Source organism: Phytopseudomonas daroniae (assembly GCF_004327285.1).
Classification (GTDB): Bacteria; Pseudomonadota; Gammaproteobacteria; order Pseudomonadales; family Pseudomonadaceae; genus Aquipseudomonas; species Aquipseudomonas daroniae.
In genome coordinates this window covers 1-12,255 of sequence record NZ_QJUI01000021.1, presented here as the reverse complement: position 1 = coordinate 12,255, position 12,255 = coordinate 1, and the positions used below count along the sequence as shown (strand labels likewise).

General features: G+C 64.7%; 8 protein-coding genes and 1 pseudogene. 8 read left to right on the top strand and 1 reads right to left on the bottom strand.

Annotated features, from left to right (window positions below; translation table 11 throughout):
* Nucleotides 1-27: 27 nt before the first annotated feature.
* The gene (locus DNK06_RS20565) at nucleotides 28-1,539 is read right to left on the bottom strand and encodes a CoA-transferase (protein ID WP_131181855.1); all 1,512 of its coding nucleotides are present in this window, start codon (nucleotides 1,537-1,539) and stop codon (nucleotides 28-30) included.
* Between the two features lie 188 nt (nucleotides 1,540-1,727).
* Here DNK06_RS20565 and DNK06_RS20560 point away from each other — a divergent pair, with 188 nt between their 5' ends.
* The 8 genes and pseudogenes from DNK06_RS20560 (at nucleotide 1,728) to DNK06_RS20525 (ending at nucleotide 12,070) form a co-directional block, all read left to right on the top strand.
* The gene (locus DNK06_RS20560; protein ID WP_131181854.1) at nucleotides 1,728-2,873 is read left to right on the top strand and encodes an acyl-CoA dehydrogenase family protein; all 1,146 of its coding nucleotides are present in this window, start codon (nucleotides 1,728-1,730) and stop codon (nucleotides 2,871-2,873) included.
* Nucleotides 2,870-3,640, top strand: a complete 771-nt coding sequence (locus tag DNK06_RS20555; RefSeq protein WP_131181853.1) for a 3-ketoacyl-ACP reductase — start codon at nucleotides 2,870-2,872, stop codon at nucleotides 3,638-3,640. Before DNK06_RS20560 ends, DNK06_RS20555 begins: the two co-directional genes overlap by 4 nt.
* A gap of 20 nt (nucleotides 3,641-3,660) precedes the next feature.
* Nucleotides 3,661-4,839 carry a dihydrodipicolinate synthase family protein gene (locus tag DNK06_RS20550; RefSeq protein WP_131181852.1) on the top strand — a complete coding sequence of 393 codons (1,179 nt, stop codon included), beginning with the start codon at nucleotides 3,661-3,663 and terminating at the stop codon, nucleotides 4,837-4,839.
* A 54-nt stretch (nucleotides 4,840-4,893) separates the two neighbouring features.
* Entirely contained in the window at nucleotides 4,894-5,748 is an 855-nt protein-coding gene (locus DNK06_RS20545) for a sugar phosphate isomerase/epimerase family protein (protein WP_131181851.1), read from the top strand.
* Nucleotides 5,749-5,861: 113 nt separating this feature from the next.
* Nucleotides 5,862-6,098 (top strand): annotated as a pseudogene (locus tag DNK06_RS25355) (REP-associated tyrosine transposase); the annotation flags it as partial.
* Nucleotides 6,099-6,862: 764 nt separating this feature from the next.
* Nucleotides 6,863-8,632 carry an N-acetylglutaminylglutamine amidotransferase gene (locus tag DNK06_RS20535; protein WP_131181850.1) on the top strand — a complete coding sequence of 590 codons (1,770 nt, stop codon included), beginning with the start codon at nucleotides 6,863-6,865 and terminating at the stop codon, nucleotides 8,630-8,632.
* A gap of 133 nt (nucleotides 8,633-8,765) precedes the next feature.
* Nucleotides 8,766-10,508: an N-acetylglutaminylglutamine synthetase gene (gene ngg / locus DNK06_RS20530; RefSeq protein ID WP_131181849.1), complete on the top strand. Its 1,743-nt coding sequence runs from the start codon at nucleotides 8,766-8,768 to the stop codon at nucleotides 10,506-10,508.
* 371 nt (nucleotides 10,509-10,879) lie between these two features.
* Nucleotides 10,880-12,070: an osmoprotectant NAGGN system M42 family peptidase gene (locus DNK06_RS20525; RefSeq protein WP_131181848.1), complete on the top strand. Its 1,191-nt coding sequence runs from the start codon at nucleotides 10,880-10,882 to the stop codon at nucleotides 12,068-12,070.
* The last annotated feature ends 185 nt before the right edge of the window (nucleotides 12,071-12,255 follow it).

Here is a 12,255-nt window from a genome sequence, read left to right as displayed (position 1 = left end):
GATACACCACCTGGGAAACCGGCCGGATTACGCCAACGGCACTACCCGCACCTCGCGCACGATCGGCGTGAACGCCATGCGCTCGATGACGTCGCGCTGGATATCGACCCCCTCGACCACCTCGATCAGCTCGATGCCATCGCCAACCAGACGGAACACGGCGCGCTCGGTCACATACAGAACCTCCTGCCCGGCCGCCAGGGCCTGCGGGCCACTGAAGGTGATATGGCTCACCCGCTCGACCAGCTTGGGCACCTGCCCGAGACCGGTCAGCCGCAAGGCGGCGCCATCGGCCACGACCTGCAGCCCCTTGGCCTCGAAGGCGCCGCAGAACACCACCTTCCTGGCGCCCTGGGTGATATCGATGAAACCGCCAGGCCCCACCAGCGTCCCGCCCAGGTGCGACACATTGACATTGCCCAGTCCGTCCATTTCGCCCATGCCCAGGAAGGCCATGTCCACACCGCCACCACTGTAGAAATCGAACTGGTCGAGGGAGGTGACTATCGCCTGCGGGTAGCGGGCCGAGCCGAACATGGCGCCATCCATCATGCGGCCGTTGTGGATGCCCTGCTCGATGCTGCCCCAATAGGGCACGGGCGGCTCCCGCTCGGCCAGCAGGGCCGGAATGCCCCCCGGAATACCGAAACCGAAATTCAGCGACAGCCCCGGGGTGATCTCGCGCGCGGCCCGCTGGGCGATGAGACGGCGTATGCCTTCGGGCGCCTCCGCTGCCTGCACCTCGCCACCCGGCAGGCACTCGCCGCTGATCGCCGGATCGTATTCGCTGGCGATGGACTGGCGCTGCCCGGGCACCGCCACCAGCGCATCGACCAGCACCCCCGGGATGCGCACCAGGCGCGCCGGCACGAATGGCTGCGCGCTGAGCCCACGCACCTGCACGAACACCTGCCCGTCACAACTATGGGCCGCCAGCGCCAGGGCATAGGCATCCAGGTCGGCGGCCTCGTGGCACAAGCTGATATTGCCGCTCGGGTCGGCCAGGCTACCGCGCAGCAGGGCGACATCGATCCGCAATGGCTTGTAGCGCAGGTAGCGCCTGCCATCGAGCTCCAGGCTCTCGACCAGCTCCTCGGTCGCCCGTCCGTTGCACTTGCCGCCCGCCACCAGGGGATCGGCGAAAGTACCCAGGCCGATATGGGTGATCAACCCCGGGCGGGCGGCGCCGATCTCGCGCATCAGCGCCATGATCACCCCGGCGGGCAGGCTGTAGGCCTCGATCTCCTCGTTGCGGGCCAGCGCCTGCATCTTCGACGACCAGCTCCAGTGCCCACCGATCACGCGCTTGACCAGCCCCTTGTGCGCCAGGCGATCCAGCCCGCTGCCCTGGCCGTTACCGATACCCAGGGCATGCACCAGGGTCAGGCCGCACGGATGCCCCGTCTCGAGAAATCTCGCCTCGACCGCCGCCAGTAGCGCATCGGGCTCCAGCAGGGTGCCCGAGCCACACACCGCAACGGTCGCGCCATCCGCAATCCGGCTGGCCACTTCATACGCCGAAATACAGCTTCTTTTCATTGTTTTCACCTCATCGGCCCTGCCGAGTCAATCGTCGCCTGGCCTCACCCATTCCGCTTGACGGGGGCGCACGGCTCGCTTTAAATAAATAACTAGTTGGTTACATAATATAGATTAGAGAAGCACCGAAAAGAACACAACCACCCCCGCGACCCGCACCGTCACCGACCAACAAAAAGGAAAAGACCATGCAGCTGTCCGAAACCCACATGCAGATCCGCGACCTGACCCGGCGCTTCGCCGACGAAGTGATCCGCCCCGTCACCGAAAAGCTCGACCATGAAGAGAGCTTCCCGGCCGACATCTACCGCCAGCTGGGCGAACTGGGCCTGTTCGGCATCACCGTGCCCGAGGCCTACGGCGGAGCCGGCCTGGATACCCTCGCCTATGCCCTGGTCATGGAAGAGCTGTCGCGCGGCTACAGCTCGATCGCCGACCAGTGCGGCCTGCTCGAACTGGTCGGCACCCTGCTCTCGGTACACGGCAGCGAGGCCCAGCGCGAGCGCCACATACTGCCGCTGCTGCGCGCGGAAAAACGCCCGGCCTACTGCATCACCGAGGCCGAGGCCGGCTCGGACGTTTCCGGCATCCGTACCACCGCGGTGCGCACCGACAACGGCTGGCGCCTCAACGGCTCGAAACTGTGGATCCACAACGCGCCAGTGGCCGACCTGGCGTTCGTCCTGGCACGCACCGACCCGGCCGCGGGCAAGCGCGGCATGAGCATCTTCATCGTCGACTGCCACCTGCCCGGCGTGTCCAAAGGGCCCAAGGAACACAAGATGGGGCAGCGCGCCTCCCAGGTCGGCGGCCTCAACTTCGATAACGTCGAACTCGCCGAAGACGCCCTGCTCGGCCAGGAAGGCCGCGGCTTCCACATGATGATGAGCGCACTGGACAAGGGCCGCGTCGGCATCGCCTCGCTGGCGGTGGGCATCGCCCAGGCAGGGCTCGAGGCGGCGCTGGAATACGTGCCCCAGCGCAAGCAGTTCGGCCGCCCGATCGCCGACAACCAGGGCCTGCAATGGATGCTCGCGGACATGGCCAAGGACATCCGCGCCGCGCGCCTGCTGGTGCAGGATGCCGCCAGCCGCCTCGACCGCCAGGACAACGCCACCATCGCCTGTTCCATGGCCAAGTGCTTCGCCGCCGACGTGGCCGTGGCGCAGACCGCCAATGCGGTGCAGATGTTCGGCGGCAGCGGCTTCATTCGCGGCTTCGAGGTCGAGCGCCTGTACCGCGACGCCAAGATCACCCAGATCTACGAAGGCACCAACCAGATCCAGCGCAGCATCATCGCCCGCGAGCTGCTGGCCCATGGAGCGCGGCCATGAGCGCGCGCCCGGTAGCCCTGGTCACCGGTGCCCGCCGCGGCATCGGCCGCGCCATCGCGGTCGGCCTGGCCCAGGCCGGCTACGACCTGGCCCTGGTGGACCTCGAAATCAGCGACGAGCTGAGGCACAGCGTTGAGCTGGCCCAGGCCCATGGCGCCAAGGCCATCGCGCTGGCCGCCGACATCGCCGCCATCGAAGCCCATGAAGGCTTGCTGCACAGGGCCGAACAGGCCCTGGGACGGCTGTCCTGCCTGGTCAACAATGCCGGCGTCTCGGTGCTGTCGCGCGGCGACCTGCTGGACGTCAGCACGGAGAGTTTCGACCGCTGCCAGCAGATCAACCTGCGCGGCACCTTCTTCCTCACCCAGGCCTTCGCCCGCTACCTGCTGGCCAGGGAGCCGGGCGACCGGCATCGCAGCATCGTCACCATCACCTCCTCCAATGCCCAGGCGGTGTCGATCCAGCGTGGCGAGTACTGCGTCTCCAAGGCCGGGCTGTCCATGGCTTCCCGCCTGTTCGCGGTACGCCTGGCCGAGCACGGCATCGGCGTCTACGAGGTGCAGCCCGGGCTGATCGCCACGGAAATGACGGCGCCGTCCAAGGCCCGCTACGACAGCGAGATCGAACGCGGCCTGACCGCCATCAAGCGCTGGGGCCAGCCCGAGGACGTCGCCCGCGTGGTCGCCACCATGGCCAGCGGCGCCCTGCCCTACACCGTCGGCCAGGCCATCCCCGTGGATGGCGGCCTGTTGATGCCCAAATTCTGAAGACTGTCCGAGACCACACCATGACCTCCCTTGCCCTCAAGCTCCCGACTCCCACGACCGAACGGCTCCTGCAGACCTACAACCTGAGCGGCCAGCCGCTCGCCATCCCCGGGCAGCCGCAACCCTTCAACCGCCTGGCCCTTTCCGCCGCCCACGTGGTCGCCGACCCCATGAGCCCCGCCCAACCGGGGCAGACGGCGGCGATCGACTGGCAGGCCACCATCGCCTATCGCCGCTACCTGCTCGGCCAGGGCCTGGGTATCGCCGAAGCCATGGATACCGCGCAGCGCGGCATGGGCCTGGACTGGCCGCAGGCGCTGGAACTGATCAAGCGCACCCTGGCGGAAACCCGCGATATCCCGGAGGCCCTGATTTTCTCCGGATGCGGCACCGATCAGCTGGAAGCGGCTCAGGCCGGTAGCCTCGACGACGTGCTGCGCGCCTACGACGAACAGCTGAGCGCCATCCAGCGCCTCGATGGCCGCATCATCCTGATGGCCAGCCGCGCCCTGGCGCGCGTGGCCCGTGGCACCGAGGATTACCGCCGGGTATACGGCGAGGTGCTGGGCAACGCCCAGGAGCCGGTGATCCTGCACTGGCTGGGAGACATGTTCGACCCGGCCCTCAAGGGCTACTGGGGCAGCGATGACTTCGAGGCCTCCCTGCAGACCTGCCTGGAGATCATTCACCAGCACGCCGACAAGGTCGACGGCATCAAGATCTCCCTGCTCGACAAGGACAAGGAGATCCGCCTGCGCCGACTGCTGCCCGCCGGAGTGAAGATGTACACCGGCGACGACTTCAACTATCCGCAGCTGATCGCCGGCGACGAGCAGGGTTACTCCCACGCCCTGCTCGGGATCTTCGACGCCATCGCCCCGGCCGCCTCCCACGCCCTGGGCGCCCTGGCCGCCGGCGACAACGCCCGCTTCCACCAGTTGCTGGCCCCCACGCTGCCGCTGGCGCGGCTGATCTTCAGCAGCCCGACCCAGTACTACAAGACCGGGGTGGTGTTCCTCGCCTACCTCAATGGCCATCAGGATCACTTCGTCATGCTCGCCGGCCACCAGGCCCTGCGCCCGCTGCCCTATTTCAGCGAGATCTTCCGCCTGGCCGACCAGGCCGGCCTGCTCGCCGACCCCGAGCGGGCGGTCGCCCGCATGAAGGCGTTCCTCGCGCTCTACGGCGTCGCCGGCTGACCCGCGGGCCTCCCAGCGCTGCAGCGGCAGCGCTGATCCCCCCAGGAGAGAACCATGTCACTACGCCCCCTGCAGAACCGCCTGGATCTGTGCTCGATCAACACCGCCACCCTCGGCCACCGCCTGCCCATCGAGCAGGTGGTGGAGCGGGTCGCCCGCGCCGGTTTCGGCGCCATCGCCCCCTGGCGCCGCGACCTCGACGGCTGCGACGTCGCCAGGGTCGCTCGGCACATTCGCGCTGCCGGCCTCAAGGTCAGCAGCTATTGCCGCTCCACCTATCTGCCGGCCAGCGACGCGGCGGGCCTGGCCGCCAACATCGAAGACAATCGCCGCGCCCTGGAACAGGCGGCGCTGCTGGGAGCGGAATGCTTCGTGATGGTGGTCGGCGGCCTGCCGGAAGGTTCCAAGGATCTGCCCGGCGCCCGCCGACAGGTACTCGAAAGCGTCGCCCGGCTGCTCGAATACGCCCGGCAGTACGCCGTGCCCCTCGCCCTCGAGCCCCTGCACCCCATGTATGCGGCCGACCGCTCATGCCTGTCGACGCTGCAGCAGGCACTGGATCTGTGCGAACTGCTGGAGCCCGAATACCAGTACCTGGGCGTTGCCATAGACGCCTACCATTGCTGGTGGGATCCCGAACTGCACACGCAGATCCGGCGGGCCGGCGCGAACCGGCGCATTCTCGGCCTGCACCTGTGCGACTGGCTGGTACCGACCCGCGACCTGCTGCTGGATCGCGGAATGATGGGCGACGGGGTCATCGATTTACCGAGCCTGCGCCATACCACCGAACAGGCTGGCTATACAGGGCTCATGGAGGTAGAGATCTTCTCCCGAGACAACTGGTGGCGGCGCCCCGAAGCCGAAGTCCTGCAGGTGTGCGCCCAGCGCCTGCAGAGCTGCTGTTAAAGCCAAGCCGGCCATCTTGGCATAAAAGCGATATCCGCAAGCCTTCGAGGGCCTCCCTGCTTAGTTTGCCCAAAGGAAAATACCCAGGGATTGAAAGATCGAGTGGCCGATCTCTGCATTGGCTCCTACAACTGCAGCAAGGAACACTGTCACAACTCGTTGGGAGAGTGAAATCGCTGTCAGCCAAGCGTTTTGGCGGGTCAATCTGGCAGAAAGGCTTCCACGATCATGCCTTGCGTAGTGAAGACGATGTGCTTGGCATAGCCCGCTACATCGTGGCAAATCCAGTACGCGCTGGATTGGTCACACGAGTAGGCGACTACCCGCACTGGGACGCAATCTGGCTGTAAGCATATCGCCAGCCCACCGCGTTAGGAACGTCGCCCCGGCGCGAAATGACTGCGGGAGCACTGCAAGCGCCGTAGGGTGGATCACGCTTCATCGATCCACCGATACAACAAAAAAAGCGTCAGCTACGCGCCCCGATCTCCCCTACTTACTGCCAATTGCCTGAGAGCCTGTTCACGATCTTTGTGCACTTGGCAAACAGGAACCCGTATCCCTATAGATCGGCGGCAATGTGGCGTAAGCGGACGGTCGGTGACCCGCGTTGAACCATGGATCACGGCCTTCGGCCCCGGATTACGCCTGCGGCTAATCCAGGCTACGTTCGGCCACGACCTGTAGCTTGGATTAGCCCGTAGGATGGGTGAAACCCATCAATTTCCGATGGGTTTCACCCATCCTACGACTGTCCGCTCCCGCCTTTCTGCTGTCATTGCTCGAAAGATCGTGAACAGGTTCTGAGCCCGTAGATGGGTCAGGAACAGCGACGATAGCCATCGCGGGGTTGACCGCCATTCATGCACAGGGGACGCTATTGCTCGATGGGCCTGATCGGGCGGCCCGTCAGTTTATTGAACATTCGCGTACCGAGGCGACTCAAAAAGCTCGGAACTGATGTGCTGCAGCTGACGCGCATCAGCTCCATACACAATGTTTGATCGTCTCCGGCGCGCTCTGGAGCGTGCTGGAACTCAGAACCGGTACACAACTGGTACGGACTGAAGTTAAGGAGGAACAGAGCCCAGGACATATGCGGGCTTTATAGACTATGTGCGGAATAGCAGGCGAATTACGCTTCGATAACCGACCGGCCGACCTGGCTGCCGTCGAACGCATCACCCACCACCTCGCCCCACGTGGCCCCGACGCCCATGGCTTCCACAGCCGCGGCCCTGTCGCCTTCGGCCACCGTCGACTGAAAATCATGGATCTCGCCGAAGCCTCGGGCCAGCCGATGATCGATAACGATCTCGGCCTGTCGATGGTCTTCAACGGCGCCATCTACAACTACCCGGAACTGCGCAGCGAGCTGGAACAGCTTGGCTATCGCTTCTTCTCGGGCGGCGATACCGAAGTGCTGCTCAAGGGCTATCACGCCTGGGGCACAGACCTGCTGCCCAAGCTCAACGGCATGTTCGCCTTCGCCATCTGGGAGCGCGACAGCCAACAGTTGTTCATCGCCCGTGACCGTCTTGGCGTAAAGCCGCTGTATCTTTCCAAGACCAGGGATCGCCTGCGTTTCGCCTCCAGCCTGCCAGCCTTGCTGCAAGGCGGCGATATCGCCAAGACCCTCGACCCTATCGCGCTCAACCACTACCTGAACTTCCATGCCGTGGTACCGGCACCGCGCACCATTCTTGCCGGTGTCGAGAAGCTGCCGCCGGCCACCTGGATGCGCATCGACATCAACGGCAAGGTCGAGCAGAAGGTCTGGTGGACGCTGAACTACGGCCCGAAAGCCGAGGAAGCCAACTACGGTTTCGAAGAGTGGCGCGATGCGGTGCTCGACGGCATGCGCGAGGCGGTTTCGATCCGTCAGCGCGCGGCGGTCGATGTCGGCGTGCTGCTCTCCGGCGGCGTCGACTCCAGCATGCTGGTCGGCCTGCTGCGTGAAGCGGGCGTCGACAACCTGCTGACCTTTTCCATCGGTTTCCAGGATGCCGGCGGCGAGCGTGGCGACGAATTCCAGTACTCGGATCTGATCGCCAAACGCTTCGGCACCCAGCATCACCAGTTGCGCATCGGCGAGAACGAGATTCTCGATCAACTGCCAGCCGCCTTCCGCGCCATGAGCGAGCCGATGGTCAGCCACGACTGCATCGCCTTCTACCTGCTATCGCGGGAAGTGGCCAAGCACTGCAAAGTGGTGCAGAGCGGCCAGGGTGCCGATGAGCTGTTCGCCGGCTACCACTGGTATCCGCTGGTCGATGGTGCCGAAGACGCCTTCAGCGCTTACCGCAAGGCCTTCTTCGACCGCGAGCACGACGAGTACGCTGCCTGCGTGCAGCCCGCCTGGCTGACCGATGACATGGCCGGCGAATTCGTCCGCCAGCACTTCGCCCAGCCTGGCGCCGACGCCGCCGTGGACAAGGCCCTGCGCCTGGACAGCACGGTGATGCTGGTCGACGACCCGGTCAAGCGCGTGGACAACATGACCATGGCCTGGGGCCTGGAAGCGCGTACGCCGTTCCTGGACTACCGCCTGGCCGAATTGTCCGCGCGCATCCCCGGGCAGTTCAAACTGCCGGAAGGCGGCAAGTACGTGCTCAAGGAAGCGGCGCGCAAGGTCATCCCTTCCGAGGTCATCGACCGCAAGAAGGGTTACTTCCCGGTGCCGGGTCTCAAGCATCTGGAAGGCGCGACGCTCGGTTGGGTACGCGATCTGCTGGTCGATCCGGCCCATGATCGCGGCATCTTCAATCCGCAGATGCTCGACCGCCTGCTGACCGATCCACAAGGCCAATTGACGCCACTGCGTGGCTCCAAACTGTGGCAGTTGGCGGCACTGAACCTGTGGCTGAGTGAACAGGGGCTGTAATGACGAACCGGGGGAGCCACTGCTCCCCCGTAACTCAACAGGAATGACCGCATTCGCCTCGCCGCGGATTAGCAGACAGGTCAACCGATAGCCGGCGAAAGCCGGATATGCGAAAGCAAAGGAACATTCTCCAATGCGAGCCACTGCCCACAATCAACGCCTCCTCCGGGGCCAATCCCCCTCCTATGAACGCCTGCAGGCCCGTTTCGCCGAAGAGCACGGCGACGGCATCAGCCAACCACAGCTCGTGCATTGCGGCTGGGGACGGCTGCTGATCGGACATACGTTCCCTGATGCTGCCATGCTGGCTGAAGAGCTACTCAGCGAAGAGCCCGGCGAGCGCGACATCGCCCTCTACGTCGCCGCGCCACAGCAGGTACTGGCCCAGGCGCCGCAACAGTTGTTTCTCGATCCGTCGGACACCCTGCGCCTGTGGTTCAGCGACTATCGCCAGGCTCGTCGAGGCTTCCGTGGTTTTCGCGTACGCCGTGCGCAGACGCCGGAAGACTGGCAGGCGATCAACTGCCTGTACCAGACCCGCGGCATGCTGCCCATCGACACGGAAAAACTGACGCCTCGTCATCAGGGCGGCCCGGTCTACTGGCTGGCCGAGGATGAAGACAGCGGCGCGGTGATCGGCAGCGTGATGGGCCTTAACCACCAGAAGGCCTATCACGATCCTGAAAACGGCAGCAGCCTGTGGTGCCTGGCGGTCGACCCAGCCTGTAGCCGCCCCGGCGTTGGCGAAGTCCTGGTGCGCCACCTGATCGAACACTTCATGAGCCGCGGCCTGAGCCACCTCGACCTGTCGGTACTGCATGACAACGGCCAGGCCAAGAAGCTCTACGCCAAACTCGGCTTTCGTGAGCTGCAGACCTTCAGCATCAAGCGCAAGAACGGCATCAACCAGCCGCTGTTTCTCGGCCCTGGCCCGGACGACAACCTCAACCCTTATGCGCGCATCATCGTCGACGAAGCCCGTCGTCGCGGTATCGAAGCCCATATCGATGATGCAGAGGCCGGCCTGTTCACCCTCAGCCAAGGCGGCCGCCGTATCCGCTGCCGCGAGTCGCTGACCGACCTGACCAGCGCCGTGACCATGACCCTGTGCCAGGACAAGCGCCTGACCCATCGCACCCTCAGCCGCGCCGGCCTCAGCCTGCCGGCCCAGCGCCTGGCGGGCAGTGCCGAAGAGAACGCGGCATTTCTCGCCGAGCACGGCAGCCTGGTGGTCAAACCCGTGGACGGCGAACAAGGCCAGGGCGTGGCAGTCGACCTGCGCACGCCGGCCGATGTGCAGGCGGCCATCGAGCGCGCCCGCCCCTTCGATGAACGCGTATTGCTGGAGAGCTACCACGAAGGTTTCGACCTGCGCATCGTGGTGATCGGTTTCGAAGTGGTTGCCGCCGCGATCCGCCGTCCGGCAGAAGTGCTCGGCGACGGTCGCCACACCATTGGCGAGCTGATCGATGCGCAAAGCCGGCGGCGCCAAGCTGCCACGGATGGCGAAAGCCGTATCCCAAAGGATGCCGAAACCCTGCGCACCCTGCACGCCGCCGGTTACGACTACGACAGCATACTGCCCCAGGGCAAACGCATGGCCGTACGCAAGACCGCCAACCTGCATACTGGCGGCATCCTCGAGGACGTCACCGCCATCCTTCACCCAACGCTCGCCGAAGCAGCGGTGAAAGCCGCCCGTGCGCTGGACATTCCGGTAGTGGGCCTCGACCTGCTGGTGCCTGCGGCGGATCAGCCCGAGTATGTGTTCATCGAAGCCAACGAGCGCGCCGGCCTCGCCAACCACGAACCACAGCCGACCGCAGAGCGCTTCATCGATCTGCTGTTCCCGCTCAGCCATGGCGTGGGCGATTGAGTCTTCTCATTATACGGATTGATAGGTTTCACCTACGCGGCCCGACCCGTCCACCGCTCTGCAATCGCAATGGTGGATGAAAAGAGCGTCATCCACCCTACGGAGTGAGCGTCCACTCCCGCCGTTGAGCGACCACTCAGCCCAATCGCTCGGATACAACATTTGATGTGTGACGCCACACTAGGATGGGTCGAGGAGCGAAGCGACGATACCCATCGATCGACCCAACGCTAGCCCGGCAGGAAACCCTCGCCGTTATCGCAGGTCAGCATATAACTCAGACCTGATTTACCGTCCGTCGACAGGGCGTCATGCATTCACCCAGGACTGACGCCGCTCGGCGGCCCATCCCCGTCATAGATGGAGATCCCATGTCGCAGCTTCCCGAACCCGATCTCGAATACATGCAGAAAGTGCTGCTGGAAATGCTCGCCATTCCCAGCCCCACCGGTTTTACCGACACCATCGTGCGCTACGTTGCCGAGCGACTGACAGAAATCGGTATCCCCTTCGAAATGACCCGTCGCGGCACCATCCGCGGCACACTCAAGGGCCGCCGCTATAGCCCGGATCGTGCGGTCTCCGTTCACCTCGACACCATTGGCGCCATGGTGCGCGAGATCAAGGACAACGGTCGTTTGTGCCTGACCGCCATTGGCTGCTGGTCGAGCCGCTTCGCCGAAGGCAGCCGCGTCAGCGTATTCAGCGATCACGGTGTGTTGCGCGGCAGCGTGTTGCCCTTGATGGCCTCCGGGCACGCGTTCAACACCGAAGTCGACCAAATGCCGATCTCCTGGGATCACGTCGAACTGCGCCTGGACGCCCTGGTCGCCAGCCGAGCCGACTGCGAGAGCCTGGGCGTATCGGTCGGCGATTTCGTGGCCTTCGACCCGCTACCGGAGTTCACTGAAAGCGGCCATATCAGCGCCCGCCATCTGGACGACAAGGCCGGCGTCGCCGCGCTGCTCGCCGCACTCAAGGCAGTGGTTGAAAGCGGCCAGGAGCCATACATCGACTGCCACCCACTGTTCACCATCACCGAAGAAGTCGGCTCAGGCGCCGCCGCGGCCCTGCCGTGGGACGTCAGCGAATTCGTCGGTATCGACATTGCCCCGGTAGCCCCCGGCCAGCGCTCTACCGAGCACACCGTCAGCGTGGCCATGCACGACTCAGGCGGCCCCTACGACTATCACCTGTCGCGGCAGCTGCTGCGCCTGGCGAGCGAAAACGAGATCCCCGTACGCCGCGACCTGTTCCGCTACTACCATAGCGACGCCCAGTCGGCGGTCACCGCAGGCCATGACATCCGCACCGCACTGATCGCCTTTGGCTGCGATGCCACCCACGGCTACGAGCGCACCCACATCGACAGCCTCGCTGCCCTCTCCCGCCTGCTCAGCGCCTACCTGCTCAGCCCACCGGTATTCGCAAGCGACGCACAGCCGGAAAACGGCTCCCTGGAACGCTTCAGCCACCAACTGGAACACGACGCACAAATGGAACCGGACACCCGGGTGCCCACGGTCGATAGCCTGGTCGGTAATCGGGACAAAGAAAGCTAGCCGCCCGGGCGTCCATATCGCCCGCAAGGCTAGGGCTTGTTGAGATACAGCTTTCCCCACCCCGCCTTCCTGTGGTGAAATTTTGGGTATGACTAGACTTGTACTCACCGACGCCCAATGGGCGAAGATGGAGCCACATTGCCTGGGCAAGCCAAGCGATCCAGGCCGTAGTGGTACGAATAATC

Coding starts and splice junctions, on each gene's coding strand:
- DNK06_RS20525 (WP_131181848.1), top strand. CDS start 10,880: ATGTCGCAGCTTCCCGAACCCGATCTCGAATACATGCAGAAAGTGCTG.
- DNK06_RS20535 (WP_131181850.1), top strand. CDS start 6,863: ATGTGCGGAATAGCAGGCGAATTACGCTTCGATAACCGACCGGCCGAC.
- DNK06_RS20565 (WP_131181855.1), bottom strand. CDS start 1,539: ATGAAAAGAAGCTGTATTTCGGCGTATGAAGTGGCCAGCCGGATTGCG.
- ngg (WP_131181849.1), top strand. CDS start 8,766: ATGCGAGCCACTGCCCACAATCAACGCCTCCTCCGGGGCCAATCCCCC.
- DNK06_RS20550 (WP_131181852.1), top strand. CDS start 3,661: ATGACCTCCCTTGCCCTCAAGCTCCCGACTCCCACGACCGAACGGCTC.
- DNK06_RS20560 (WP_131181854.1), top strand. CDS start 1,728: ATGCAGCTGTCCGAAACCCACATGCAGATCCGCGACCTGACCCGGCGC.
- DNK06_RS20545 (WP_131181851.1), top strand. CDS start 4,894: ATGTCACTACGCCCCCTGCAGAACCGCCTGGATCTGTGCTCGATCAAC.
- DNK06_RS20555 (WP_131181853.1), top strand. CDS start 2,870: ATGAGCGCGCGCCCGGTAGCCCTGGTCACCGGTGCCCGCCGCGGCATC.